Annotated in this window: 22 protein-coding genes; 10 read left to right on the forward strand and 12 right to left on the reverse strand. The window is 72.1% G+C overall.

The genetic code is table 11. The features are described 5' to 3' along the window. Nucleotides 1–59 precede the first annotated feature (59 nt). From WBA97_RS05420 to WBA97_RS05435, 4 genes are read left to right on the forward strand one after another with little or no spacing between them, the layout of a single operon-like run. Entirely contained in the window at nt 60–962 is a 903-nt protein-coding gene (locus WBA97_RS05420) for a transporter substrate-binding domain-containing protein (protein WP_424229572.1), read from the forward strand. Next, the gene (locus tag WBA97_RS05425; protein ID WP_424229573.1) at nt 959–1,837 is read left to right on the forward strand and encodes an amino acid ABC transporter permease; all 879 of its coding nucleotides are present in this window, start codon (nt 959–961) and stop codon (nt 1,835–1,837) included. Before WBA97_RS05420 ends, WBA97_RS05425 begins: the two co-directional genes overlap by 4 nt. Continuing rightward, nucleotides 1,834–2,634, forward strand: coding sequence for an amino acid ABC transporter ATP-binding protein (locus WBA97_RS05430; protein ID WP_424229574.1), 801 nt, complete (start codon nt 1,834–1,836; stop codon nt 2,632–2,634). The genes WBA97_RS05425 and WBA97_RS05430 overlap by 4 nt, the downstream gene beginning before the upstream one ends. Then, complete coding sequence (locus WBA97_RS05435; protein WP_424229575.1) at nt 2,627–3,769, forward strand: CapA family protein; 1,143 nt, start codon at nt 2,627–2,629, stop codon at nt 3,767–3,769. The genes WBA97_RS05430 and WBA97_RS05435 overlap by 8 nt, the downstream gene beginning before the upstream one ends. Before the next feature lie 4 nt (nt 3,770–3,773). Here the strand turns inward: WBA97_RS05435 and WBA97_RS05440 are convergent, their stop codons facing one another. The 8 genes from WBA97_RS05440 to WBA97_RS05475 all read right to left on the reverse strand — a co-directional run bounded on the left by WBA97_RS05440 (nt 3,774) and on the right by WBA97_RS05475 (nt 12,609). Next, nucleotides 3,774–4,697, reverse strand: a complete 924-nt coding sequence (locus WBA97_RS05440; RefSeq protein WP_424229576.1) for a PaaX family transcriptional regulator C-terminal domain-containing protein — start codon at nt 4,695–4,697, stop codon at nt 3,774–3,776. 65 nt (nt 4,698–4,762) lie between these two features. Continuing rightward, the gene (locus WBA97_RS05445) at nt 4,763–5,881 is read right to left on the reverse strand and encodes a CapA family protein (protein ID WP_424229577.1); all 1,119 of its coding nucleotides are present in this window, start codon (nt 5,879–5,881) and stop codon (nt 4,763–4,765) included. Beyond that, entirely contained in the window at nt 5,878–7,350 is a 1,473-nt protein-coding gene (locus WBA97_RS05450) for an MmgE/PrpD family protein (protein ID WP_424229592.1), read from the reverse strand. The genes WBA97_RS05445 and WBA97_RS05450 overlap by 4 nt, the downstream gene beginning before the upstream one ends. Continuing rightward, nucleotides 7,347–8,285, reverse strand: coding sequence for an ABC transporter ATP-binding protein (locus WBA97_RS05455; protein WP_424229578.1), 939 nt, complete (start codon nt 8,283–8,285; stop codon nt 7,347–7,349). The genes WBA97_RS05450 and WBA97_RS05455 overlap by 4 nt, the downstream gene beginning before the upstream one ends. Beyond that, complete coding sequence (locus WBA97_RS05460; RefSeq protein WP_424229579.1) at nt 8,282–9,268, reverse strand: ABC transporter ATP-binding protein; 987 nt, start codon at nt 9,266–9,268, stop codon at nt 8,282–8,284. The genes WBA97_RS05455 and WBA97_RS05460 overlap by 4 nt, the downstream gene beginning before the upstream one ends. Next, entirely contained in the window at nt 9,265–10,071 is an 807-nt protein-coding gene (locus WBA97_RS05465; RefSeq protein WP_424229580.1) for an ABC transporter permease, read from the reverse strand. The genes WBA97_RS05460 and WBA97_RS05465 overlap by 4 nt, the downstream gene beginning before the upstream one ends. Then, complete coding sequence (locus WBA97_RS05470; RefSeq protein WP_424229581.1) at nt 10,068–11,075, reverse strand: ABC transporter permease; 1,008 nt, start codon at nt 11,073–11,075, stop codon at nt 10,068–10,070. The genes WBA97_RS05465 and WBA97_RS05470 overlap by 4 nt, the downstream gene beginning before the upstream one ends. A 4-nt stretch (nt 11,076–11,079) precedes the next feature. After that, nucleotides 11,080–12,609 (reverse strand): ABC transporter substrate-binding protein, encoded by a 1,530-nt coding sequence (locus WBA97_RS05475; protein ID WP_424229582.1) that lies wholly within the window; start codon nt 12,607–12,609, stop codon nt 11,080–11,082. Between the two features lie 209 nt (nt 12,610–12,818). On the opposite strand from WBA97_RS05475, the gene WBA97_RS05480 reads away from it, so the two are divergent. The 4 genes from WBA97_RS05480 (at nt 12,819) to WBA97_RS05495 (ending at nt 18,990) form a co-directional block, all read left to right on the forward strand. Further along, nucleotides 12,819–14,849 carry an acetate--CoA ligase family protein gene (locus WBA97_RS05480; protein ID WP_424229583.1) on the forward strand — a complete coding sequence of 677 codons (2,031 nt, stop codon included), beginning with the start codon at nt 12,819–12,821 and terminating at the stop codon, nt 14,847–14,849. After that, complete coding sequence (locus tag WBA97_RS05485) at nt 14,846–16,063, forward strand: FAD-dependent oxidoreductase (protein WP_424229584.1); 1,218 nt, start codon at nt 14,846–14,848, stop codon at nt 16,061–16,063. The genes WBA97_RS05480 and WBA97_RS05485 overlap by 4 nt, the downstream gene beginning before the upstream one ends. A 31-nt stretch (nt 16,064–16,094) precedes the next feature. Then, entirely contained in the window at nt 16,095–17,699 is a 1,605-nt protein-coding gene (locus tag WBA97_RS05490; RefSeq protein WP_424229585.1) for a long-chain-fatty-acid--CoA ligase, read from the forward strand. A 115-nt stretch (nt 17,700–17,814) separates the two neighbouring features. Further along, nucleotides 17,815–18,990: a thiolase family protein gene (locus WBA97_RS05495; protein ID WP_424229586.1), complete on the forward strand. Its 1,176-nt coding sequence runs from the start codon at nt 17,815–17,817 to the stop codon at nt 18,988–18,990. Nucleotides 18,991–19,013: 23 nt separating this feature from the next. On the opposite strand, the gene WBA97_RS05500 is transcribed toward WBA97_RS05495, so the two are convergent. The 4 genes from WBA97_RS05500 to WBA97_RS05515 all read right to left on the reverse strand — a co-directional run bounded on the left by WBA97_RS05500 (nt 19,014) and on the right by WBA97_RS05515 (nt 24,249). Further along, nucleotides 19,014–20,147, reverse strand: coding sequence for an ABC transporter ATP-binding protein (locus tag WBA97_RS05500; RefSeq protein WP_424229587.1), 1,134 nt, complete (start codon nt 20,145–20,147; stop codon nt 19,014–19,016). Continuing rightward, nucleotides 20,144–21,919: an ABC transporter permease gene (locus tag WBA97_RS05505; RefSeq protein ID WP_424229588.1), complete on the reverse strand. Its 1,776-nt coding sequence runs from the start codon at nt 21,917–21,919 to the stop codon at nt 20,144–20,146. The genes WBA97_RS05500 and WBA97_RS05505 overlap by 4 nt, the downstream gene beginning before the upstream one ends. Continuing rightward, nucleotides 21,900–22,952: an ABC transporter substrate-binding protein gene (locus tag WBA97_RS05510; RefSeq protein ID WP_424229589.1), complete on the reverse strand. Its 1,053-nt coding sequence runs from the start codon at nt 22,950–22,952 to the stop codon at nt 21,900–21,902. The genes WBA97_RS05505 and WBA97_RS05510 overlap by 20 nt, the downstream gene beginning before the upstream one ends. Before the next feature lie 109 nt (nt 22,953–23,061). Further along, nucleotides 23,062–24,249: a cytochrome P450 gene (locus WBA97_RS05515; RefSeq protein ID WP_424229590.1), complete on the reverse strand. Its 1,188-nt coding sequence runs from the start codon at nt 24,247–24,249 to the stop codon at nt 23,062–23,064. A gap of 71 nt (nt 24,250–24,320) precedes the next feature. On the opposite strand from WBA97_RS05515, the gene WBA97_RS05520 reads away from it, so the two are divergent. Next, nucleotides 24,321–25,505, forward strand: a complete 1,185-nt coding sequence (locus WBA97_RS05520) for a cytochrome P450 (RefSeq protein WP_424229591.1) — start codon at nt 24,321–24,323, stop codon at nt 25,503–25,505. Nucleotides 25,506–25,525: 20 nt separating this feature from the next. Then, the coding region (locus WBA97_RS05525; protein ID WP_424229593.1) for an SDR family NAD(P)-dependent oxidoreductase at nt 25,526–25,636 on the forward strand (111 nt) is incomplete at its 3' end.

A 25,636-nucleotide genomic window follows, 5' to 3' on the forward strand; every position in this document is an offset into this window, starting at 1 on the left:
TAGACACTATTGCTCACGCACGTAATGTGTAATCACATATATCAACGGCGGGAGCACCGATGCTCAAGTCCCGTGGAACCCTTCTCGCGTCGCTGGCCGTGGTGCTCGTGACCACGACCGCCTGCGGCGGTTCGTCCGACGACCCCGGCCAGGCACCCGCGGACAACGCGGGCAACGCGCACCACGACAAGCTTCCCCAGCAGTTCAAGGACTCCGGCGTCATCCGCTTCGCCGGCGACTCGCACCCGCCGTACCGGATCGTCGGCGCGGACGGCAAGACCGTCACCGGCATCGACCACGACATCCAGCAGGCACTCGGCGAGGTGCTTGGCGTCCGCACCGAGATCGTCATCGTGCCCGGCCTTCCCGCCGCGCTGTCGGGCATGCTGTCCGGCCGCTACGACGCGTTCAACGGCCCGGTGAAGGACACCGAGGAACGGGAGAAGCAGTTCGACGCCATCGTCTGGATGGTCACCAGGACCGCATACCTCGTCCCGAAGTCCGGCGCGGGCGACATCAGGTCCAGCGACGACCTGTGTGGCAAGCGGGTGTCCGGTGTGGACGGCAGCATCATCGAGGACCAGACCACCCGGCTGTCGGACTGGTGCGCGGACAACGGGAAGCAGGCCGTGGAGTTCGTCGGGCTCGCCGACACCAACGGCACGATCCTCGCCGCCAAGTCGGGCCGCGCGGACGCCGTCGGCATGACCGAGAGCGCCGCCCTCGACGCGATGGCGGCGGCCAAGGGCGAGTTCGGCTATGTCACGCAGACCGACGAGCAGGGCGCGGGCGTCGACCAGCTCGCCATGCTCGTGCCGAAGTCCGGCGGGCTCGGCCCGGTCATGCTCGAGGCGTTCGAGGAGATCTTCGCGAACGGCGCGTACGACAAGATCATGAAGAAGTACGGGCTGGAGAAGGTCGCCGTCGAGGAGCCGAGGCTCAACACGGCGGCCGCGCAGTGACCACCACCGTCGCCCCGGTGCCACCGGACGTCGACGTCGCCACCGCACGCCCCCGTCCCCGGCCGCTGCGCTGGCTCGGTGGCGCGGTGCTCGTCGTCCTCGCCGCCCAGGTGGCCTGGTTCGTCACGCACAACGACCAGCTGGAGTGGCCGGTCGTGGCCGAGTACCTGTTCGACCCGAACGTGCTGGCCGGACTGGGCACCTCGGTCCTGCTGACCGTCGTCGCGATGGTCGCCGGCTCGGTGCTCGGCGTGCTGCTCGCCATGGGGCAGCTGGCCGACTTCGCGCCGGTGCGCTGGGTGTGCACCGTCTACGTAGGACTGTTCCGCGGCATCCCACCGCTGGTGCAGCTGCTGTTCTGGTTCAACCTCGCCTACCTGCTGCCGCGCCTGTCGATCGGGCTCCCGTTCGGGCCGACGTTCGAGTCGTGGTCGACGAACGAGGTGATCACCCCGCTCACCGCCGCGCTGATCGGGCTGACGCTGCACGAGGCCGCGTACATGGCCGAGATCGTCCGCGCGGGCATCCTCTCGGTGGACTCCGGTCAGCGGGACGCGGCGATGGCGATGGGTTTCACCGGCGGGCAGACGTTCGTCCGCGTGGTGCTGCCCCAGGCGATGCGGGTGATCATCCCGCCGAGCGGCAGCCAGTTCATCTCGCTGCTGAAGGGCACGTCGCTGGTGAGCGTGATCGCCATGACCGACCTGCTGCACGCGGTCCAGTCCGTCTACAACCAGACCTACCAGATCGTCCCGCTGCTGATCGTCGCGTGCTTCTGGTACCTCGTCGTGGTCACCGCGCTCTCGTTCGGGCAGCAGCGCCTCGAACGACGGTTCGGCCGGGGGCAGCGGACCGCGGGCGGGAGGCGGTCGTGACCCCGGTGCTGAGCGTGGCGAACATCCGGCGGAGCCTCGGTGCGCACGCCGCGCTCGACGACGTGAGCCTCGACGTGGCGGAGGGCGAGGTCGTCGCCGTCATCGGGCCGTCCGGTTCCGGCAAGTCCACGCTGGTCCGGTGCGTGCACCAGCTGGAACCGATCGACAGCGGCGCCATGTACCTCGACGGCGAGCTGCTCGGCCACGAGCGGGACGGCGCGACGCTGCGCCCGCTCCCACCGCGCAGGGTCGCCGGCCAGCGGCGCCGGATGGGCATGGTGTTCCAGCAGTTCCAGCTCTTTCCACATTGGACGGTGCTGCGCAACATCACCGAGGCCCAGGTGCGGGTGCACGGCCTCGGTCGCGAGCAGGCGCGTGAGCGGGCGATGGAGCTGCTCGGCAAGGTCGGCCTGACGGAGAAGGCGGACGCCCACCCGAGGCAGCTCTCCGGCGGCCAGCAGCAGCGGGTGGCGATCGCCAGGGCACTCGCCACCCGGCCGCGGATCATGCTGCTCGACGAGCCGACCAGCGCGCTGGACCCGGAGCTGGTCGACGAGGTGCTCACCGTGGTCCGCGACCTGGCGGCGGCGGGCATGACGATGGTCATCGTCACTCACGAGATCGCCTTCGCCCGTGAGGTCGCCGACCGCTACGTGTTCATGGACCGCGGCCGGGTCGTCGAGCAGGGTCCGGTCGGCGGCGTGCTCGGGGACGGCACGTCGGACCGGCTGCGTGCGTTCCTGTCCCGCTACACCAGCCAGCTCACCGCCTCCCGAGGAGCGCAGACCGATGCCTGACCCGATGACCGTGCTCTCGGTCGGGGACCTCGTGCTCGACGAGCCGGACCCGGCCTCCTTCCTCGCGCCGGCCAGGGCGGTGCTCGCGGGCGGCGACGTCGTGATCGGGCATGTCGAGGTCCCGCACAGCACCTCGGACGTACAGATCAGCACGGACATCCCGGCGCCACCGGCCGACCCGGCCGCGCTGCACGCCTTGGCACAGGCCGGTTTCCATGTCGTGACGCTGGCGGGCAACCACGTGTACGACGTCGGCGACATCGGCGTGACCGACACGATCGCGCACGCACGCGCCGCCGGGCTCGTGACCGCGGGCGCCGGTACCGACCTCGACGGCGCACGGGAACCGGCCGTGCTCGAACGCGACGGGCTGCGGATCGGGGTGCTGAGCTACAACCTCGTCGGCCCGCGCGAGTCGTGGGCCACCTCCCGCAAGGCGGGCTGTGCGTACGTGCGGGTGCTCACGCACTACGAGCTGGACCACGCGACCCCGGGCGGGCCGCCCAGCGTCTACACCTTCGCGGACCCCGCGAGCCTGGCCGCGATGACCGACGACATCGCCGCGCTCGCGGAGCGGGTCGACGTCGTGGCGGTGTCGATGCACAAGGGGGTCGGGCACACGCCCTCGGTGCTCGCGATGTACGAGCAACCGGTCGCACGGGCCGCGGTCGACGCGGGCGCGCACGTCGTGTTCGGCCACCACGCACACATCATGCGCGGCATCGAGGTCTACCGGGGACGGCCGATCTTCCACGGCCTCGGCAACTTCGTGACCGTCACCCACGCGCTCACCCCGACCGGCAACGACAGCGCCGAGCGGGCCGCGTGGGCACGCAGGCGGGTGGAGCTGTACGGCTTCACGCCCGACCCGGACATGCCGTGCTACCCGTTCCACCCGGAGAGCAGGAACACGGTCGTCGCCGTGTGCCGCTGCACCCGGGACGGCATCGTCTCCGCCGGGTTCGTGCCGTGCTGGATCGACGACGCGGGCCGCCCGGTCCCACTGTCGCGTGTGGACGGCGGCGATGGTGTCGCCGACTACGTCGGCCGCATCGGCAAGGAGGCGGGCCTGGACACGGTGTTCGAGTGGGACGGCGACCAGGTCGTGCTGCCCGAGGTGGGCACCGTCGGCTGAGACCTCAGCCCGCGAAGTCGGAGCCGTGGCCGAGGACCAGCGCGGCCACGTCCTTGTCGAACTGGCCGACGACCTGCTTGACCCGCTGCTCGGCGAGCCACGCCAGCTCGTCGTACAGCTCGGCGAACAGCTCCCTGGCCCGCGCCCTCGGCCACGGCCGAGGCAGCAGGGTCGCGGGCAGTTCCGGGTCGAGCCCTGGGAACCGCCGCCACGCGTCCATGAGCGCGGTGCGGACGACCAGCGCCTCGGCCGTGCCGATCCGTCCTGCCCGCAGGCGCTGCCGGACCGACTCGTACTCGGTGACGAAGGCGACGTAGGAGGCCTGCAACGCGTCGAGGTCCCACGCGTTGATCGGGTGCCCACCGGCCGGGCTGCCGTCCGCAACCTCGGACCGCAGCACGGTGGCCGTGTCGATGGTCAGTTCGTCGAGGACCCCGGTGATCTCCGCGACGCGCTCGTGCGGGGACACCCACACCCCGTCGAACAGGGACGCGAACCCGAGCCAGCCCAGGCGGGTGCGCAGGGTGTGCCGCAGGTCCCGCTGGTCCTCCGGCACCGAGAACACCGCGACCGTCCACTGTCCAGACCAGGGTTCCTCCGTCGCGCCGAACGTCGTGATGTGGCGGAGGCCCTCCGCGAGCACCCGTGCCGCGCGGCTGCTCAGCGCGTACGACGTGTGGCGGCCCGCCCGTGACAGCTCCAGGAGGCCGCGGCGGGACAGCCTGCTCAGCGCCGCCCGCGCGCTGATCTCGGTGATGGCGAACTCGCCGAGCAACGCCACGAGCGCCGCGGACGGCAGTGGTGCGCGCTGGCCGTACCAGTAGTCGCCGAGCAGGGTGAGGAGCAGGTGCTGGGGGCTGCCGCCGGACTGCATCCTGGGGAGGTCGAGGTCGGCTCGCGCAGGCGGGTCCTGGGGGGCGGCGGTCATGCCGTTACTGTACAGTTTGGTGTCCGCTCGACACGAGTTACGTTTGCTGTCGTGCGACGAGTGGCTCATGCCGGGGCGGCGACCAGGACGTGGTCGCCGTCCACCGTGAAGGCCGTGTCCAGTTCCTGGTCCGTGCCCGCCGCGGCGAGGTAGCCGACCACCTCGCCGAACCTGGGGTCCTCGGGGGACAGCAGCTCCGGCACGGACTGCCTGCTGATGTCGGCGGGCCGGAAGCCGACCGACGTGATCCGCCCGCCCTCGATCACGCAGCGGACGAGGACCGTCTTGCGGGAGTCGGGCGGGAAGTTGTAGCTGCTGCCGAGGTCCGGCTCCCAGCCTGGGTGCAGGCGCAGCAGTTCGCGGAAGCTCGGCCGGGCGGCGTGCTCTGCGGTCATGGGCAGGTCCATCGCGAAGTTGCCGAGGCTGTAGAAGATCGCCTTGCCGCGGTACACCTCGACGCCCTTCAGGAGGTGCGCGTGGTGGCCGAGGATCAGGTCCGCACCCGCGTCGACCGCGGCGTGCGCGACCTCGCGCTGGTAGTCCGCGAGCACGGCGGGCACGAAGTGCACGCCCCAGTGCAGCGACAGCACCACCACGTCGGCCAGTGCGCGTGCCTTTCGCACGTCGTCGAGCAGTGCGGCAAGGTCGTCGCGGTGCGCGTAGGTGTGCACGCGGGCCGGGGTGCCCGGCTGGTCGGGTTCGACCTGCTCGTAGTAGGTGTGGGCGCGTAGCGGTGCGCAGCCCGGCCGGGTGTCCGTGGCCCAGTACCCGGCCGGAAGGATGCTGCAGTAGGCCAGGAACGCGACCGTGGTGCCGTCGTGCTCGACGATTCGTGGCGTGCGGGCCGAGGAGAGGTCCGCGCCGACACCGGCGACGGTGACACCGGCTCCCGTGAGCGCGTCGATGGTGTCGTGGAAGCCCTCGGGTCCCCAGTCCATGCAGTGGTTGCCCGCCCACGAGAGGACGGTGAAGCCGGCGTCACGCAGGTCCTGCGCCGCGCGTGGGTCGCACCGTGCGGTGTGCCGGGCCTGCGGCAACCGGGTGCCGCGCCGGGTCAGGTTCATCTCCAGCTGACCGAAGACGATGTCCCCGCCGCGCAGCGTGTCCCGGACCCGGCTGAACAGTGACGCCGGGTCGGCGCGTTCGGGGCCGAGGTCGCCGACGGCGTACAGGGTCGTGGTCATGGTGTCTCCTCGATGGTGCGGCGCAGGGGAGCGGTGACCGCGTCGACCGGACCGTCGTCACGCAGCGCGTCGACCGCCGCGACCACCGCCGCCGCCGTGCGGTCACCGACGACGGGTGCGGCGAGGCCGGTGAACTTGGCGCGGACCTCGTCACCGGACAGCGGCAGGGCGGGGGTGCCCCGTGCCTCGGCCCGCGCGGTCAGCTCACGGCCACCGGCCCGGATCGTGACCCGCGCGAGGAGCCGGTGGGGGAACACGGCCTCGGCCTGCGCGTCGACCTCGAGCCGGACCCGCTCGGCGACCCTGGTCACGTCCGGCAGGTCGAACCCGGCCGCGCGCAGGCGGGCGTACTCGGCAGGCCCGTTGCCGCCGAGCACGAGCCGGGTGGCGACGGCGTGTTCGGCGCTGAACTGCGCGCCGGTCATGTCCTTCGGCCGGGGGCCGATCGCGCCGACGTGGTGGCGTGTCGCGGCGTCCGTCCCGACCACGACCTCGTCCACGGTGGACAGGTCGAGGCCGGGACGTAGCGCGGCGGCCGCCTCGATCGGGGCGTGCAGGCCCGCGCACACGCAGAACCGCTTGACCGCGAGGCCGTGCACCCGCCACGCGGTACCCAGCTCGTCGGTGAGTGCTTCGGGGCGGGCGTTGGCGACGAAGGCGTGCAGCAGCCCGCGTTCGCCCTCGATCGCCGTCGGCGGGCCGGGGAACCCCTCGGCTGCCAGCCGTGCCGCGCGGATGCCACCCATCGCGGCGAGCCCGGCGTGCAGCCGCTTCACCTCACCGCCGGAGCGCGTGTATTCGGTGACGCCACCCGCCTGGCTCGCCGCAAGCCCGAACGCGGAGGCCATGGTGGCCGGGTCCAGCCCGGCGAGCCGGCCGGCGACCGCGGCGGCGCCGAACACCCCGTGCACGCCGGTGACATGGAACCCGCGGTCCGAGGTGAGCGACGGCGTGGTGGCCAGCCCCAGGCGCAGCACCACCTCGAAACCGGCCGCCAGCGCGGTGAGCGCGGCGTGACCTCGGGCGCCACGCGACTCAGCCACCGCGAGCGCGGCGGGCACCACCACGCAGCCGGGGTGGGCGAGCGCGGGCAGGGCGTAGTCGTCGATCTCGAAACCGTGGCCCGCCGTGGCGTTCGCGAGTGCCGCCCATTCTGGGCGCCCGGTCCCGGTGGCGCCGAGGATCGTGCACGGTCCGTCCGGGGTCTCGCCGAGTGCGTACCGGCGCACCACTGCGTTCCACGGCATGGTGGCGCCGAGCAGTGCCGCGCCAAGGTGGTCGAGCGTATGGGCGAGCACCCGGTCCACCACGTCGTCGGGCAGGGCGTCATGGGTCAGCCCGGCGACGAACGCACCCAGTGCGGCCGTTGCTCCGCCGTGTTGGTGATTCGCTCCGCGAGTTCCGCCGTGTCGATGATTCGCTCCGCAAGCTCCGCCGTGTTGATGATTCGCTCCGCAAGCTCCGCTCATGCGAAGTGGCACGCGGCGGCATGATCCTGGCCGACCTCACGCAGTTGCGGCACGCGTTCCGCGCACACGGGTTCGGCGAGCGGGCAGCGGGTGCGGAACCGGCAGCCGGACGGTGGGTTCATCGGTGAGGGCACCTCTCCGGTCAGCGCGGGCTCCGCCGGTGGCGCCTCGGGGTCGGGCACGGAGGCGAGCAGCGCGCGGGTGTAGGGGTGGGCGGGGGAGTCGAACACGGCCGCCGCGTCGCCGGTCTCCACGATCCTGCCGAGGTACATCACCGCGATCCGGTCGCTGACGTTGTGCACCACGGCCAGGTCGTGGGAGATGAACAGCATCGCGAGACCGTGCCCGGCCTTCATGTCCTCGAGCAGGTTGAGCACCTGCGCCTGCACCGACACGTCCAGCGAGGCCACCGGCTCGTCGCACACCAGCAGGTCCGGCCCGACGACCATGGCCCTGGCGATCGCGATGCGCTGGCACTGCCCGCCGGAGAACTCGGCCGGCCTGCGGTCCCCGGTGCGTGCCGGGTCGAGACCGACCTCGGTCAGTGCGGCGTCGACCAGGGCACGGACCTCGTCCTTGGGTCGCCCCGCGATCGTCAGGCCCTCGCCAACGATGTCGCGGACGCGGCGGCGCGGGTTCAGCGCCGACCTGGGGTCCTGGAAGATCATCTGGAGCTTGCGCCGGGTGGCGCGCAGACCCGCACGGTCGAGGGCGGCGAGGTCCTGGCCCGCGAACCGCACCTCGCCCGCGTCCGGCGGCGGGAGGCGCAGCACGGCGCGGCCGGTGGTGGACTTGCCGCAGCCGGACTCACCGACCAGGCCGAGCGTCTGGCCGCGGTCGACGGTGAAGCTCACGCCCGACACCGCGTCGACCGTCCCGCCGCGGACCCGGAACCGCTTGACGAGGTCGCGCACGGACAACAGGGGCTCGGTCATCGCACCTCCTGGGCGGCGACGGGGACGGGGACGAGACAGGCGTGTTCGTGACCGTCCACACCGGACAGTGCGGGCACCGTCGCGCCGCACCCGGGTTCCGCGTGCGGGCACCGGGCGGCGAACGGACAGCCAGGCGGCGGGTCGTACGGGTCGGGTGGCGCTCCCGCGATCACACGCAACCGGCTGTGCGGCGCCTGGTCGAGCCGGGGGACCGCGGCGAGCAACGCCTCCGTGTAGCGGTGGCGCGGCGTGGTGAACACGGCGGCCGCACGACCCCGCTCGACGATCCGCCCGCCGTACATGACCGCGACGTGGTCGGCGCGGCCCGCGACGACGGCGAGGTCGTGGCTGACGAGGATCATCGCCATGCCGCGCTTGCCCGCCAGGTCGGCGAGCAGGTCGAGGATCTGCCGCTGCACGGTCACGTCGAGCGCGGTGGTCGCCTCGTCGGCGATCAGCAGGTCCGGCTCGCACGACAGGGCGATCGCGATCGTGACGCGCTGCCGCAGACCGCCGGAGAACTGGTGCGGGTAGTGCGAAAGCCGCCGCACGGGATCCGGCACACCCACCTGTGCCAGCAGGTCGACCGCCCGCTCCCGTGCTTCGCCCCGGCCGAGGCCGAGGTGGTGACGCATGCCCTCGGTGAGCTGCCGCCCGACCGGCACCACCGGGTTGAGCGCCGTCATCGGGTCCTGGAACACCATGCCGATCCGCTTGCCGCGCAGCCGCCGCGCCCGCGCGGGCGGCAGCGTCGCCGGGTCGACGCCGTCGAGCAGGACCTCGCCGGTGACCCGGTGGCCGGGCCCGAACGCGCCCGCGATGGCCCGGACCAGCGTCGACTTGCCGCAGCCGGACTCGCCGACCACGCCAAGCACCTGCCCGCGTGCGACCGACAGCGACACGTCCTCGACCGCGCGCACGGTGCCCGCCGCGGTGTCGATGTGGCAGCTCAGGCCGCGCACGGCCAGCAGCGGCCCGGTCATCGCGCCTCCTCGCCGGACAGCCGCGCACGAAGGCGTTCGCCGACCGTGTTGAACGACAGCACGGTCAGGAAGATCACCACGCACGGCACGAGCACCAGATAGGGCGCGGTGTAGAGGAAGTCCTTGCCCTCGGCGATCATCGCGCCCCAGCTCGGCGCCGGTGGCGGGATGCCGACGCCGAGGAAGGACAGCGACCCCTCGACGACGATCATCAGCGCCATCATCACGACCGCGTACGACGCGACCGGCGGCACCGTGTTCGGCAGCAGCTCACGGAACAGCAGCCTGCCGTGGCCCGCGCCCATCGCCCGCGCGGCCAGCACGTAGGTCCTGGTCAGCTGGCTGAGCGCGGTGGCGCGGGCGATCCGTGCGAACGGTGGCAGGAACAGCAGCCCGAGGCTCACCACCAGCGTCCCGACGCCGGGGCGCGCCACGGCGGCCAGCGCGAGCAGGAGCAGCAACGGCGGGAACGCGAGGATGGTGTCGGTGACCACGCCGACGACCTCCTCCACCGCACCCCGCCGGTACGCCGACAGCAGGCCGAGCAGGGTGCCGAGCACGCACGCGGTGACCGTGGCGCCGAGCCCGACCATCAGTGAGATCTGGGTGCCGTGCACGAGTCGCGAGAGGACGGACCGGCCGATCCCGTCGGTGCCGAGGAACTCGGGGAAAGCCGAGAACGGTGGCCGCGCGGGCGGACCGACCGGCGCGTCGTAGGCCGCGATGGGCAGCACGTCCGCGGTGAGTGCCAGCACCACCAGCAACCCCAGCCATCCCACCGCGAGCAGGCCGGTGCGCGTCATCGGGCCCTGATCCTCGGGTCGAGCACGGCGTAACAGGCGTCCACCGCGGCGTTGACGAGCACGTACCCGACCGCGACGAGCACCACGAGCCCCTGCACGGTCGGGATGTCCTTGGCGGGCACGGACTGGATGGCCAGCCCGCCGAGCCCGGGCAGCGCGAACAGGCTCTCTACGACGATCGACCCCGCGAGCAGGCGGCCGAGCGCGACCCCGGCGACGGTCACGAGTGACAGCGACGACGGCCGCAGCACGTGCCGGAAGAGGATGTAGCGCGGCGGCAGACCGCGGGCGGTGGCGGTGCGGACGAAGTCCTCCCGCATGGTGGTCGCCACGTCACCGCGCAGCAGCCGCAGGAACGCGGGCAGCTCGCCGACGGCGAGCGCGATCGCGGGCAGCAGTGCGTGACGCAGGTTGTCGGTGAGCCCTTCCGACAGCGGGGACCAGCCGCTGACCGGGAACCAGCGCAACTCCACGGCCAGCAGGTAGATCAGCACGACGGCGGCGACGAACACGGGGACCGCGAGCAGCGCCGACGAGGTGGCCGACACGAACCGGTCGAACCGCCCACCCGCCCGGTACCCGCTGTAGACGGCCAGCGGCACGGCGATCAGCAGGGAGATCGCGAGTGCCAGCAGCGTGATCTCCAGTGTGACCGGCAGCCGGGCCAGGATCGTGTCCAGGACCGGCTGCCTGGACTGGATCGAGTTGCCGAGATCGCCGGTGAGCGCGCTGCCGAGCCAGTCGAGGTAGCGGGTGGGAAACGGCCGGTCGAACCCGTACTCGGCGTCCAGCGCGGCGACCTGGTCCGGGGTGGCGGTGGGGCCGAGGATCGCCGCGGCAGGGGAGCCGGGGATGAGGTCGACCAGCGCGGTCGCGGCGAGGGTGACCAGCAGGAGCACGGCGAGGAGCCGGAGGAGCCCTCGGACCAGCGGCACCCCCGGCCGGGACCGGCGCCCGGCAGGCGTCGCGGTCCCGGCCGGGGACTCCAGGGTGGGAACGCTCATGCGCTCAGCCCGCGAGCCCGAGCCGGTCGTAGCGCAGGCACCCGTCGCCGTGCAGTGACAGGCCGACCAGGTCCTTGCTGTGCACCGTGTAGCCGGCCTGGTTGCGGAACGGCAGGATCGGCACCTCCTGCGCCACCAGGCGTTCGACCTCCGCGTACGCCTCCGCGCGGGTGGCATCGTCGGTGCTCTGCCGCCCGGCGTCGAGCGCCTCGTCCATCTCGGGCGAGGAGTAGCTCATGTAGTTCGTCTGCCCGTCGCTGTGCAGCAGCTTGTGCAGGTTGGGTTCCGGGTCAGGGACCGGCACGATCTGTGCGGAGAGGTCGAAGTCCTTTGCCTGGAACACCTTCCGGTCCAGCGACGCGTTGTCGAGCACCTCGATGGCGACCTCGACGTCGCTGAACTGGCTCAGCCTGCTCTGCAGGTACTCGGCGGTGCGGCGGAAGAACCCGCTCGCCGGCATGCTGACCGTGAACCGCGCGGGCTTGCCGTCGGCGGCCAGTTCGCTGAACAGCCGCTGCGCCTCGTCCTTGTCGTACTCGGGGAGGACGCGCTTGTCCGGATGGAACGGCGATCCGGGGCCGTAGAGGCTGTCCGGCGCCGACGAACCGGGATCCACGACGGCGGCCATGTCCTTGCCGTCGATGGCGAGCGCGACCGCGCGGCGGGCGCGGACGTCGTCGAACGGGGCACGGGCGGTGTTGAACATCATCGTCGGCCCGCCGCCCGCCTCCGCGCGCGTGACCGCGAGGCCGGAGCCTTCCGCGCGCTGGGCGAACGACAGCTCGGAGCCGGGCACGGCGGCCTGCGCCTGACCCGTGGTCACCGCGTTGATCCGCTGCACCGGGTCGGCGATGACCTTGAACGTCACGCTGTCCAGGTAGGGCCTGCCCTCCTGGTAGTAGTCCGGGTTGCGCGCCAGGGTCATGTGGTCGTCGCGCACCCACTCCTTCAGCACGAACGGGCCCGCGCCGACCGGTTTCTCCGCGAACGCGGCCGGGTCGGCGCGCAGGGCGGCCGGGGAGCCGATGTGGGTCAGGTTGAGGGCGAGCGTCCGGTCGAACTGGTTGTTGGGCTCCGGCAGCGTGATCGTGAGCGTGCGCTCGTCGGCCGCCGCGAACGTGACGCCCTCGACCAGCCCGGCGAGCGGGGACTTCGTCGCGGGGTCGGCGATCCGCTCGTAGTTGTACCGCACGGCCGCCGCGTCGAACGGGGTGCCGTCGGAGAAACTCACCCCGGCGTGGAGCTTCATCGTCCACACGCGACCGTCGGCGTCCGGGGTGATGCTCTCGCCGATGCCAGGGGTGACCTCGCCGGTGGCCGCGTCGGCCGCGAACAGCACGTCGAAGATCGCCGACATCCGGTTGGCATCCCCGGACGGGGTGAGGTTGAAGAGGGCAGCGGGATCGAGCCCGCGTGCCGCGTCGACGCCGAGCACGATCGTGGCATCGCCACCTGTGCTCGGTTCGGCCGACGCCGTTGTTGGTTCGGGGCCCGCACCACAGGCGGTCGCGACGAGCGCGACCCCCACTGTCACGGACGCGAGTCCCCATCGACACCTGTTCCGCATCGGCCAAATATGACACATGCATCGGTACGTTCGTCAAGCAAACTGCGTTACTTGATCGCGTCACCTCCCGATATAGCCGGAGTTGCTGTCCGACAGCCACCGAGAAGCCGCTCTGGTCGACGATGACGTATGACACTCTTATTGACGAGCATCGCGCAGATAGCAATACTCGGCGGGTGCATCTCGGTCCTCTGTTCCACCCACGCGGCATCGCCGTCGTCGGCGCGAGCGACTCGCCAGGCAAGGCGGGCTACGCGCTGACCCGGACGCTGTCCGGGTTCGCCGGTGACCTGTACCCGGTCAACCCGGCGGGTGGTCATATCGCGGGCAGGCGGGCGTACCCGGCCGTCACCGACATCGGCGCGCCGGTCGACCTCGCGGTGCTCACCGTCCCGCCCCGGGCGGTCCCCGGCGTGCTGACCGACTGCGGCAAGGCGGGCGTGCCCGCCGCGATCGTGTGCTCCGGTGGCTTCGCCGAGGCGGGCGCCGACGGCGCCGCGCTGCAGGACACCGTCACCGCCATCGTCCGCGAACACGGCATCCGGCTGCTCGGCCCCAACACCTCCGGCTACGTGAACCCCCGCGACGGCGTGTTCGCCACGTTCGTGCCGAGCGTCGCCGGCCTGCGTCCCGGTCCCGCGGCGATCCTCGCGCAGAGCGGCGGCGTCAACCTCGCGCTCTGCTTCCTCGCGGCCGCCGAGGGGCTGGGGGTCCGGCTCGGCGTCGGCCTCGGCAACGCCGTGGACGTCGGGTTCGCCGACGTGCTCGACCACCTCGCCGCCGACGACGAGACCGCCGTCATCGGCCTGCACGTCGAGGGCGTGTCCGACGGACGAGGGCTCGTGGACGCCGTGGCGCGGGCCGCGGCCAGGAAGCCGGTCGTCGCGCTGAAGGTCGGCCGCACCGACGTCGGCGACTTCGCCCGCTCGCACACCGGCGCCATCACCGGACCGTTCGCCCTCACCCGCGCCGCGCTCGTGCAGGCGGGCGCGGTCGTCGTGGACGACCCGACCGAGCTGGTGGACGCGCTGCGGGCCCTCGCCGTCTGCCGCATCCCGGCCACCGCCCGTCCCGGGGTGGGGGTGCTGACCGGCCAGGCCGGTCCCGGGTTGATCATCGCGGACGCGCTGCACGCCGAGGGGGTGTCGGTGCCCGCGCTGACCCCGGCGAGCCGCGACCGGGTGGGGGAGTTGCTCCCGCCGCTGACCTATCAGGACAACCCGGTCGACACCGGGCGGCCGTCGGACACCTTCCCGGAGATCGCGGCCACGGTCGCCGCCGATCCCGGCATCGACGCACTCGCCGTCTACGCGCTCGACGAGCCGGACGCGCTCGACCTCGCCGCCACCGTGCGTGCCGTGGGGGGCACCGTCCCGGTGCTCGTCGCGAGCGGCGGCCCTGCCGAGGTGCTCGACACCCGGCAGGCCGGGCTGGCCGTGCCGCTGTTCCGGTCACCCGACCGGCTCGCGCGGGCGATGTCCGCGCTCGTCGCCGACGCGGCCGCCGCGCATCGCATCGGCCACCGCGCCGACGCCTGCCCTCCGGCCCGGCGACGTCTGGGCGAACCCGTCGACGAGGACCGCGCCAAGGAGCTGCTCGCCGGGTTCGGGCTGACGGTGCCGCAGCGGTTCGCGTGTGACAGCCGGGCGGACGCCCATCGCGCGCTCGACACGCTCGGCGGCCCGGTCGTGGTCAAGATCCGCGACGCCGCGCTCACCCACAAGTCCGAGGTGGGCGGTGTCCGGATCGGGGTGCGCACCGCCGCCGACCTCGACGACGCGCTGGACGGGTTCGGCCGGGCCGCCCGCTACCTCGTGGAGCGCCAGGCCCCGCCCGGCCAGGAGCTGATCGTCGGCGGCACGCGCGACGCCGCGTTCGGGCCCGCCGTGCTGCTCGGCATCGGCGGGGTCGGCGTCGAGCTGGCCCCCGACCCGGTCCTGCGGCTGGCCCCGTTGTCCGAGGTGGACGCCGAGGACATGGTCGCGGCACTGCCGAAGGCGTTGCTGGCCGGGTACCGAGGCGCGGCACCGGTCGACCGGGCCGCGGTCGCGGCCGCGATCCGGTCGGTGGCCGCGCTGTTGCTGCACTACGACGACATCGCCGAGGTGGAGATCAACCCGTTGCGGTTGACGCGGGACGGCCCCGTCGCGCTGGACGCGGTGATCGTGCTCGGACAACCGGCAGGCGAGAAAGAGGTGGGTTCGTGACAGGGGACAGGCACGAGGCGCTCGTGGTCGGCGCCGGACCGGTCGGCATGACCGCCGCGCTGGCTTTGCGGTCGCTGGGGCGGTCGGTGACCGTACTGGAGGCCGGCGCGCAGGACCGGCTGCGACCCGGCAGCCGGGCGATCTTCGTGCACGGCGTCACCCTCGGCGTGCTGGACCGGTCGTGCCCCGGCCTCGCGGCCACGCTCGCCGCCCACGGCGTCCTGTGGCACACCAAGCGCACCTTCTACGAGGGCCGCGAGGTCTTCCACCGCGGCTACGCACCACCCGCGCCGGGCAGTCTGCCGCACTTCACGAGCCTGCCGCAGGTGGACACCGAGCGGCACCTGTTGGCCGCGTGCAAGGAGGCAGGCGTCGAGTTCGCCTGGAACAACGCCGTGACCGCCGTCGAGTCCACGCCGGACGGTGTGGTGCTCGAGACCGCCGCCGGTGCGCGGTGGCGGGCCGACTATGTCATCGCCGCCGACGGCGCGAGCTCCTCGGTGCGCAAGGCCGTGGGCACGGTCATGGACGGCAACCGGTCCGAGGGCTGGTACATCGTCGTCGACACCGAGGAGGACCCGGCCGACCCGCTGCCGGTCGAACGGGTCTTCCACTACGGCCACCCGGCCGTCGACGGCCGCAACGTGCTGCTGGTGCCGTTCGCCGGTGGCTGGCGCGTCGACCTTCAGCTGCACGACACCGACGACCCGGAGGAGCTGCGCCAGGGCGACGGCCTGCGCGACTGGATGCGTGCGGTCATGCCACCCGCGTACGCCGAGCGGGTCACGTGGGCGTCGTCGTACCAGTTCCTGCAGGTGGTCGCGGACGACTTCGCCGACTCGCACCGCAGGGTCCTGCTCGTCGGCGAGGCGGCGCACCTGTTCGCCCCGTTCGGTGCACGGGGCCTGAACTCGGGTGTGCCGGACGCCGACGCGGCCGCCACCGCGGTGCACCTCGCGCTGTCCACCCCGGTCCGGGCCCGCGCGGTGGCCGCGGTCGAGGACTTCGCCATCTCGCGTCGTCGCGCCGCCCTGTTCAACCGCGACGCGGCCGGGGTGTCGCTCGAACACCTGCGACCCGACGACGAGGTGCTCGCGAGGCAGCGGGCCGCCGCCGAGGGTGCCTCGGCCGACGAGAAGCTCGGGCACTGGCTGGACATCGCGCCGTACGGGCCGCGCGAGGCGCCGCGGGCCAACACGATCTACCGGTACTGAGGGGGCACGCGTGCAGGGCACGATGGGACGGATGCCGCTGTCGCTCGCGATGGTGCTGCGGCGCGGTGCGGCCTTCGGCACCCACGCCCGGCTCGTCGGCGTCGACCCGGCGGGCAGTACGACCCGCACGTGGCCGGAGGTGGCGCGGCGGGCCCGCAGGCTCGCCGCCGCGCTGCCGTCGCTCGGGGTGGCGCCGGGGGAGCGGGTCGGCACGTTCTCGTGGAACCGCCTGCCCCACCTGGAACTGATGTACGGCGTGCCGCTGTCCGGCGCGGTGTTGCAGCCGCTCAACGTGCGGCTGTTCGGCGAGCAGATCGCGTGGATCGCGGGCCACGCGGAGGACCGGGTGATCTTCGTCGACGCCTCGCTCACCCACCGGCTCGCGGAGATCAGGCCGTTGCTGTCCGGTGTGGACCGGTACGTGGTGATGCCGGACGGCACGGCGCCGCACCCCGGCTTCTCCGACGCCGTCGACTACGAGGAGCTGCTGGCCGCCGCACCCGACGACGAGCAGGCCGAGCCGGACGAGTGGGCCGCCGCCTGCCTCTGCTACACCAGCGGCACCACCGGCAACCCGAAGGGCGTCGTCTACACCCACCGCTCGCTCACCCTGCACGCGATGAGCGCGCTGTTCGCCGACTCGTTCGCGGTCCGGGAACGCGACGTGCTCCTCCCGCTCACGCCCCTGTTCCACGCCACCGCGTGGGGCCTGCCGTACGCGGCCGCGCTCGCCGGGGCGTCGCTGGTGCTCGCGGGCCAGGACACGAGCCCGAGGGCCATCGTGGACCTGGTGCGTGGCGAGGGCGTGACCATGGCCGCGGGGGTGCCGACGTTCTGGCTGGCCGTCGACCAGCTCGCCGACGCCGATCTCGGTGGCCTGGAACGGATCCTGTGCGGTGGCTCGGCGATCCCGCTCGACCTCGTCGCGCGCTACCACCGCCGCGGCGTGCGGATGCAGCAGGGCTGGGGCATGACCGAGATGTCCCCGTCCGGCAACCTCACCAACGTCCGCGCCCGGCTCGAGGGCCTGCCGGAGGAACAGCGGCACGCCCTGCACGCCACCCAGGGGCTCACCACGCCCGGCGTCGAGCTGCGGGTGGTCGGCGACGACGGCACCCCGCTGCCGTCCGACGGGGTGTCGGCCGGGGAGGTCGAGGTGCGTGGCCCGTGGGTCACCGAGTCCTACCACCGCCCCGACGACGACAGCAACGAGACCCGGTTCCGTGACGGCTGGCTGCGCACCGGCGACGTCGGCACCGTCGACGCCGACGGCTACCTGCGGGTGCTGGACCGCACGAAGGACCTCATCAAGTCCGGTGGCGAGTGGATCAGCTCGATCGAGCTGGAGAACCACCTCATGGACCATCCCGGGGTCGCGCGGGCCGCGGTCATCGCGGTGCCGCACCCGGAGTGGGTCGAACGGCCCGCCGCGCTGGTCGTCGCGACCGGCGACGTGACCGCGGGGGAGCTGCGGGACCACCTGCGCGGGCGGGTGGCCGGCTGGTGGGTGCCGGAGCTGGTCGAGTTCGTCGACGACCTCCCGCTGACCGCCACCGGCAAGTTCGACAAGCGCCGCATCCGGCAGCTCTGGCAGACCACGCTCACCGCGCCGCACGAGTCGAGGAGGACTTCATGAGTGGAGCTTGCGGAACGAATCATCAATGTTCATGCCGCCCGCGCGTCCGCGGAGGGCGCTGGAGGAGCGGAGCCTGCGGAGCGTTCCGGCGCCACGCAGCGGGCGAGGGGGTGGCATGAGACTGGACAACGTGGCCGTACCACTGGGACTGGGCTGGTCGTCGCCGTTCACCCGGTGGCAGGGGCCGCTGTCGGAACTGTCGAGCATCGACCTGGCCGTGGACGTCACCGGCCGGGCACTGTCCGCGCGCGGGTTCGACCCCGCCGAGGTCACACACGCCGTCCTGGGCACGACCGTGCCGCAGGAGACCGGGTTCTACGGGGTCACCTCCGTCGCACCGCGCCTCGGCATGCCCTCGGTGACCGGGCCGGTCATCTCGCAGGCATGTGCCACGTCGGCCGCCGTGCTGCAGGCCGCGGCCGTGCAGGTCCAGCTGGGCGCGCACCGCACGGTTCTCGCCGTCGCCGCCGACCGCACCAGCAACGGCCCGCTCATGGTCTACCCGTCACCCGTCCGCCCAGGCGGCGCGCCACGCACCGAGCACTGGGTGCTCGACCCCATGGGCACCGACCCGACGACCGGCGACTCGATGCTCGCCACGGCCGAGAACGTCGCCGCCGACGAGGACTTCACCCGCCAGGAGCTGGACGACGTGACGCTGCTGCGCCACGAGCAGTACCGGTCGGCGCTGGCCGAGCAGGGGCGCTACCTGGTCGAGGTGCACGTCCCCGGCCGCAAGGGACACACGGTGGTGGCCGAGGACGTCGGCGTGCACCCGGCCACGCAGGAGGGCCTCGCGAAGCTGGCGCCGGTCACGCCGGGCGGCGTGGTCACCTACGGCTCGCAGACCCACCCCGGCGATGGCACCGCGGGGGTCGTACTGTCCACTGTGGACGCGGCGCGGGCGCTCGGCGGTGGGGTGGCGAGGATCCTGGCCGTGGCGTTCGCGAGGGTCGAGCCCGCCAGGATGCCGAAGGCGCCGGTCCCGGCCGCCAACGCCGCGCTCACGGACGCGGGGCTGGCCATCGAGGACATCGACGTGGTCACCACGCACAACCCGTTCGCGGTCAACGACCTCTACTTCCACCGGCAGACCGGGTTCCCCCTCGAGGACATGAACCCGTACGGCTCCAGCCTCGTGTACGGGCACCCACAGGGGCCGACCGGACTGCGTGCCGTGGTGGAGCTGATCGAGGCACTACGCACCCGAGGCGGCGGCCGGGGCCTGTTCACCGGCTGCGCGGCGGGCGACACCGCGGGCGCACTCGTCATCGAGGTCGACGACCGGTAGGGACGGCCCCGAAGGGCCTTGGGTCAAGTCGGGAGGATCAGTACGTCCTCCGCGCGGACGGTCACGGTCGCCGACTCACCCTGCGCCACATCATGGTCGCCCAGCAAGCGGAACGACTGCTCACCCGCCTTCGCAAGAGTCTCCGTATGCGCGCCAAGGAACAGCACCGCCGTCACCGTCACGGGCCAGGCGTTGTCACCAGCTGTGTCCCCGAGCCGCGTCCGTTCCGGCCGGAACAATGCCACGGCCTCGGTACCGACCGCGAGGTCGGCGCGCACGCCGGTCACCTCACCGAGGTCGGTCGACAGCGTCGTGGTCCGGTCGTCGTGCCGGGTCACCGTGCCGGTGAGCTCGTTGCTGGTGCCCACGAAGTTCGCGACGTAGCGGGAGACCGGCCGGCGGTAGATCGTCGCCGGGTCGGCCAGCTGCCGCACGCTGCCCTGGCCCATCACCGCGATGCGGTGCGCGAGCTCCATCGCCTCGGTCTGGTCGTGGGTCACGTACACGGCCGCGAACCCCAGCTCCCGCTGCATCGACAGCAGCTCCAGCCGCAGCTGCTCCCGCACCTTCGCGTCCACGTTGGACAGCGGCTCGTCGAACAGCACCAGGTCGTCGCCGCCGACGATGGCGCGGGCGAGCGCGATCCGCTGCTGCTGCCCGCCGCTCATCTGGTTCGGATACTGCCGCGCCAGCTCCGGCGTGCCCACCATCTCCAGCACCTCGCGCACCCGGCGGTCCACAGTGGCCCTGCCGGGCCGAGGGCGGGCGTTGCGCAGCGGGTACGCGATGTTGTCGTACGCGGTCATGTGCGGCCACAGCGCGTAGGACTGGAAGATCATGGAGAGCCTGCGCCGCTCGGGTGGCAGATCGATGCCACGCGAAGCCGAGAACACCTCCTGCCCGCGCAACGAGACGCTGCCCGCGTCGGCGCGCTCCAGCCCGGCGATGATGCGCAGCAACGTCGTCTTGCCGCACCCGCTCGGTCCGAGCAGCACGAGGAACTCGCCGGACCGCACGTCGATGGACACGTCGTCGACCGCGTTCGCGATCGTGCCGTCGGCGCGGCGGAACGCCTTGGACAGGCCGCTGACCCGGACCACGGGCTCCGCGCCGTCCGGAACGGGGCGGGTGGCGGAGTCCTGTGCCATGAGTGTCATCTCGCTCCTGTCGGGGTCGTCGGTGTGCTCCACCGCGCGCTCCGCCTGCTCAGCACCATGACCACGAGCACGACAGCACAGCTGATCACCGTGAGCACAGTGGACAGTGCGGCGAGCGTGGCGTACGAGCCGTTCTGGTAGATCTCGAGGATCCGGAAGCCCACCACCGGGTTGCCGGTCCCCGCGAGGATCGACGACGCGGTGAGGTCGCCGATCATCCGGACGAACAGCAGTGCCCAGCCGGTGATCAGCCCGGGCAGCATCAGCGGCAGGTAGACGCGCCGGAACGTGCGTGCCTCGCCAGCACCGCCGACCCGGGACGCCTCGGGCAGCTCACCGCCGACCTGTGCCACGGCGGCGTCGGCCGCGACCGCCGCCTGCGGCAGGTACAGCGCGAGGTAGGCGAGCAGCAGGATCGTGAGCGTGCCGCCCAGTTCGAACGGCGGACCGGCCAGCGCGAGCACGAACCCGACGGCGAGCACGATGTGCGACAGCGTCGAGGGGAACTTGATCGCGCCGTCGAGGAACCGGCCGAGCCTGCCCGCCTTGCTCACGTACAAGGCGACGACGGCCGCCACGCCGATGCCGATGGTGGCACCGAGCAGGCCGAGCCCGAGGCTGTTGAGCAGCGCCTCCTGGGTGGTGGAGTCGTCGATGATCGCCCTGCGCAACGCGTCGAAGCCCAGCGCGCCCCAGTTGATCTTCGTGGTCCAGAACCCGGTCAGCGAGACGATCAGGAGGGCGACCAGGGGTAGCACGGTCGTCACCACCAGGTACAGCACCATGAGCGCGCGTACCGGGCCGCGCCACCGGCCGAGCCGGATCCGGCTCACCCGCTGCCCCTTGCCGCCCACCGTGGCGTGCCTGCCCCGGCCCACGACCAACCGCTGCGCCCACCACGCGAGCGCGACGAACACGACGACGATCAGGCTCAGCCCCACCGCGACCCCGGTTCGGGACGGGTACTCGGCGAGCGACTCCACGATCCGCACGGACAGGATGTCGATGTCCGCGCCGGTGCCGATGACCGCGGGGATGGAGAACAGCCCGAAGCCGCTCCACAGCATCAGCAGCACCGCTCCCGCGAGACTCGGCTGCACGCCGGGCATCGTGACCTTGCGCAGTGTCCTGAGTGGACCGGCGCCGCTGACCCGGCTCTGCTCCTCCAGGCTGGGGTCGAGGTTGCGCAGCCCGGCGGAGGCGAGCATGAACGCGTAGGGCACCTGGTAGATCGTGTAGACACCGATCAGGCCGTACCAGGAGTAGATGTCGAACGGCCCCTCGGTCATGGTGATCCCGACCGCCCCGAGCAGGTCCCGCAGCACGCTGTTGAGGTAGCCCGCGCGGGGGGAGAGCAGCAGAACCCAGCCGATCGCGCCCGCGACCGGCGGCAGCAGGAAGGGCACCATCGGCAACGCGTCGGTGAGCACGCCCATCCGCGCGTCGGTGCGCTCGTTGACCCACGCGAGCACGGTGCCGATCACCAGTGCGATGGCGGTGCTGGCGACGACCACCACGATGGTGTTGACCAACAGCGCCACCAGCCCCGGCTCGGCGAGCGTCTCCCGGATCGGGCCGAGGTCCAGGCTGCCGCCGGAGAACAGGAGGCGGTGCACCACGGCGCCGAGCGGGTAGAGCGCGAGGGCCGCGAACAGGACGGCGATCCCGATGCTGACCTTGCCGAAGGCCGAGACCGGCCGTCGCCGGGGACGGCGGGCCGGCCGGTCGGTGGACCGAGGGACGGGTCGCAGGTCAGTCGGCACCGAGGGCACCGAGGATCTCCTTCTCCAACTTGGCGGCGTCCGCGTGGGAGACGCGGGTGAACTTGGCGGGCATCTTGGCCTTGTCGTACGGCGACACCGATCCAGGCTGGCTGTTGAGGATCTTGTTGCCCTCCTCGGACAGCACGAAGTGGGTGAACAGCCGGGCCGCGTTCGGGTGCTCCGCCTCGGTCGCGATCCCGGCGACGATCTCGGGGCCGTTGGTGAGGTCCGGGACGTTGATGGCGACCGGGGCGCCCTTGTCCTTGACCGGCTGCACGGCCGAGGTCACGTTCGGCACGGTGATCGCGCCCTCACCCGCCGCCATCGCCTCCGTGAGCGGCACCGTGCCGTCGTAGAAGCGGGCGACCTGCTCGCCGAGGTCTTCGAGGTAGTCGATGCCATACTCTTGCTCGATCATGTACCAGAAGTCCACATAGGCCGGTGAGGACTTCGGGTTCGCCATGAGGATCTTGCCCTTCCACTTCGGGTCGAGCAGGTCGGGCCAGTCCTTCGGGGCATCGGCCTGCGACACCTCGTCGGTGTTGTAGCCGAAGCCGGACGGCTGCACCTGCACCACGGCGGTGCCCGGGTCGGCGAGCACGAAGTCCTCAGGCAGCCCGGCCGGGTAGTCGGGGATCTCCGCGTCCGGCAGCGGGGTCAGCCAGTCCTTGGCGACGCCGTCGGCGTAGAAGGGGGAGTTCGACACCATGATCATGTCCGCGCCCGGCTTGCCTGCCTCCGCCTCGGCGGAGAACCGCTGGGCAAGGGGCGCGGCGGTGAGCCGGACGAAGCTCGCGTCGATGCCGTACTTCTCGGTGAACGCGTCGGCGAGCGCCTGGGCCACGTCCTCCGGCGGTACCGAGTAGAAGGTGACACCGCCTTCCTCGCGTGCTTTCGTGATGAGGTCGGCCAGCGCCTTGTTGCCCGCCTTCGCGGCCTCGTCGGCGGCCGCCTCGCCGTCGCCGCCGCCACCGCAGGCGGTCAGGCCGAGGAGGGCGACGGCCGCCAGCGCGGCCCCGAATCTGGTGCGTAGAGCCATCATTGCTCCTTGGCGAACTGGGCCTGCACTGCGTGTCAGGTCACATACATTGACGCTGATACAAAGAAGTGTCAAGAGCTTGCTGAGCTGGTCGCGTGGCGTGCGTGGCCCCTCACGCTGGGCGTGCGACGATCCGCAGCGGCACCCGCTGTGCGCCCAGCTCGGGCATGCGGGTCGGCTCGATGTCGCCCGCCAGCGTGAAGTGGCTGGTCCTGGCCAGCAGCTCGGTCAGCGCCACCCGAAGGGACAGCCTGGCGAGTGCCATCCCGGCGCAGCGGTGCGGGCCACGCCCGAATGCCAGGTGTTGACCGATGTTCGGGCGGTCGAGACGAAAGGTGTCGGGTTCGTCGAACACGCTCTCGTCCCGGTTGGCCGACGCGTACACCAGCGTGACGGGCTCGCCTGGCCGGATCCGCCTGCCGTGCAGCTCGACGTCGTCCGAGACGGTCCGCGCGAACCCGCGGTAGGGCGTGTAGAGGCGCAGGAACTCCTCGAGTGCCGCCGGGATGAGGTCCGGCTCGGCCCGTAGCCGGTCCTGCAACTCGCGGTCGCGGGACAGGTGCACGCAGATCCCACCGATGAGCAGGGGCGGGGCGACCAGCCCGACGACGAGCGACTGACGCAACGCGCCGACGACCAGGTCGTCGGACAGTGGCTCTCCGTCATAGGTCTCCGACAGCAGGGAGCTGGCCGGGTCCTGTTCGGGGTCGCGTGGTGACTGCTTGCGGTCGGCGACCAGCTCGCGGGCCATCCGGTACATCTCGTTGCTCTTCTCGGTGACCAGGTCACCGTCCTGCTTTCGCCACGCGGCGATCCAGGCGGCGGCGGTGGCCGCGAGGTGGCGGACCTGCTCGGCGGGCAGGTTGAGCCACTCGGCCGCCACGAACGCCGGGTAGGTGCTGCCGAACTGCGCGGCGATGTCCCCGCCGCCCTCGGCCAGCAGCGGCGCCAGTTCGCGGGCCGCGTGCTCGGTGAGCACGGGTTCGAGTGCCGCGAGCCTGCGCCGGTGCAGGGTGCGCTCGAGCGCCTTGCGGAACGGGGTGTGTGCCGGCGCGTCGAAGTTCAGCGGTGGCCGCCGGATCCCGCGCGGGTCGCTAGGCACGACGGCGCGGACCGACGAGATGAACAGGCCGGGGTCCCCCGCGGCCGCCTTCACGTCGGCGTAGCGGGTGAGCGCCCAGAAGCCGCCGTACGCCGACGTGTGCGCGACCGGGCAGCGGGCCCGCAGGTCGCGGTAGACCTCGTGCGAGCTGTCGAAGGTCTCGGGGGCGAGGGGGTCGAAATCGTCGCTGTCGGGCATGTCCGGCACAATACTTGACACTTGTTGTTTCTAGTGGTGATCTATCCGTCGAATAAAGAGAGGGGGCTTGGATGGGATCGAGTGACCACGACTTCGACCCGCTCGCGGCGGAGACGTTCACCAGCGCGCACGAGACCTACCGGCGGATGCGCACCGAGTGCCCGGTCGCGCACAGCACCACCTATGGCGGGTTCTGGGCGCTGTTCCGCCACGAGGACGTGCTCCGCGTGCTGACCGACACCGACACGTTCACCACGTCGGTGCAGAACGTGGTGCCGAAGTTCGCCTTCACCGGCCGCCGCCCGCCACTGCACTTCGACCCGCCGGAACACACGGTCTACCGCCGCGTGATCAACCGCGCGCTGACCCAGCGCAAGGTCGCGGAGCTGGCGCCGAAGGTGCGCGAGCACTGCGCTGCCGTGCTCCAGCCGCTCATCGACGCGGGCATCGGCGACGTGGCCGCCGACTACGCCCAGGTGTTCCCCGCACACGTGTTCGCCGAGTTCTTCCACGTGCCGCTGCACCTGTCGGCGCGGATCAAGCAGATCAGCGCCGAGTACGTGGCCGCCATCCAGGTCGTTGACGACGAGAACGTGAAGCGGCTGTCCCGGGTGCTCTACGACATCGCCGCCGAGGTGATCGAGGCCCGCAGGTCCGACGGCTGGGCGGCCGAAGACGACCTCACCACCGCGCTGCTCGCCGAGACCCACGACGGCGAGCCGCTGCCACCGGAGCTGGTGCACGGCTGCGTGCGCCAGCTGCTGGTCACCGGCATGGTCGCGCCCAGCGTCTTCATCGGCACCATGCTCGCCCACCTGGCCCAGCACAAGGATCTCCAGCGGATGCTGCGTGCCGAGCCGGACCGGATCGACGCGGCCGTCGAGGAGTACCTGCGGCTCTACACGCCCTACCGCGGCATGTCCCGCACGGCACGCCACGACGTCGAGATCGGCGGCAGGCTGATCCGCGAGGACGAGCCGATCGCGCTCGTCTACACCTCGGCCAACCGGGACGAGACCGTGTTCGGCGACGGCGAGAGCTTCGTGCTCGACCGGCCGGAACTGCGTCGCTCGATCGCGTTCGGCGCCGGTATCCACTCCTGCCCTGGCGCACCGCTCGCGCGCCTGATGCTGCGCACGACGGTGGCCGAGCTGCTCGCCAGGACCAGCGACTTCAGCGTCGCGGGGGAGATCGAGATGGCCCGCTGGGCGGAGTGGGGCACCCACCGCGTCCCGCTGAGCTTCCAGTCGGCATGAACAACAGGGAGGAACCCGACATGGACCTGACCGGGAAGGTCGCGGTGGTCACCGGGGCAGGCCGCGGCCTCGGCCTCGCCTACGCGACCGCGCTGGCCGGCCGGGGCGCCGCGGTCGTGGTGAACGACGCC

The sequence above is a fragment of the Actinophytocola sp. genome, assembly GCF_049647105.1.
Taxonomy (GTDB): Bacteria; Actinomycetota; Actinomycetes; order Mycobacteriales; family Pseudonocardiaceae; genus Actinophytocola.

Excerpts from the sequence above, each read along its gene's own strand:
- WBA97_RS05450 (WP_424229592.1), bottom strand. The coding sequence starts at position 7,350 with ATGAGCGGAGCTTGCGGAGCGAATCATCAACACGGCGGAGCTTGCGGA.
- WBA97_RS05515 (WP_424229590.1), bottom strand. The coding sequence starts at position 24,249 with ATGCCCGACAGCGACGATTTCGACCCCCTCGCCCCCGAGACCTTCGAC.
- WBA97_RS05490 (WP_424229585.1), top strand. The coding sequence starts at position 16,095 with ATGCCGCTGTCGCTCGCGATGGTGCTGCGGCGCGGTGCGGCCTTCGGC.
- WBA97_RS05460 (WP_424229579.1), bottom strand. The coding sequence starts at position 9,268 with ATGACCGGGCCGCTGCTGGCCGTGCGCGGCCTGAGCTGCCACATCGAC.
- WBA97_RS05495 (WP_424229586.1), top strand. The coding sequence starts at position 17,815 with ATGAGACTGGACAACGTGGCCGTACCACTGGGACTGGGCTGGTCGTCG.
- WBA97_RS05470 (WP_424229581.1), bottom strand. The coding sequence starts at position 11,075 with ATGAGCGTTCCCACCCTGGAGTCCCCGGCCGGGACCGCGACGCCTGCC.
- WBA97_RS05445 (WP_424229577.1), bottom strand. The coding sequence starts at position 5,881 with ATGACCACGACCCTGTACGCCGTCGGCGACCTCGGCCCCGAACGCGCC.
- WBA97_RS05455 (WP_424229578.1), bottom strand. The coding sequence starts at position 8,285 with ATGACCGAGCCCCTGTTGTCCGTGCGCGACCTCGTCAAGCGGTTCCGG.
- WBA97_RS05435 (WP_424229575.1), top strand. The coding sequence starts at position 2,627 with ATGCCTGACCCGATGACCGTGCTCTCGGTCGGGGACCTCGTGCTCGAC.
- WBA97_RS05520 (WP_424229591.1), top strand. The coding sequence starts at position 24,321 with ATGGGATCGAGTGACCACGACTTCGACCCGCTCGCGGCGGAGACGTTC.
- WBA97_RS05510 (WP_424229589.1), bottom strand. The coding sequence starts at position 22,952 with ATGATGGCTCTACGCACCAGATTCGGGGCCGCGCTGGCGGCCGTCGCC.
- WBA97_RS05500 (WP_424229587.1), bottom strand. The coding sequence starts at position 20,147 with ATGACACTCATGGCACAGGACTCCGCCACCCGCCCCGTTCCGGACGGC.
- WBA97_RS05440 (WP_424229576.1), bottom strand. The coding sequence starts at position 4,697 with ATGACCGCCGCCCCCCAGGACCCGCCTGCGCGAGCCGACCTCGACCTC.
- WBA97_RS05420 (WP_424229572.1), top strand. The coding sequence starts at position 60 with ATGCTCAAGTCCCGTGGAACCCTTCTCGCGTCGCTGGCCGTGGTGCTC.
- WBA97_RS05465 (WP_424229580.1), bottom strand. The coding sequence starts at position 10,071 with ATGACGCGCACCGGCCTGCTCGCGGTGGGATGGCTGGGGTTGCTGGTG.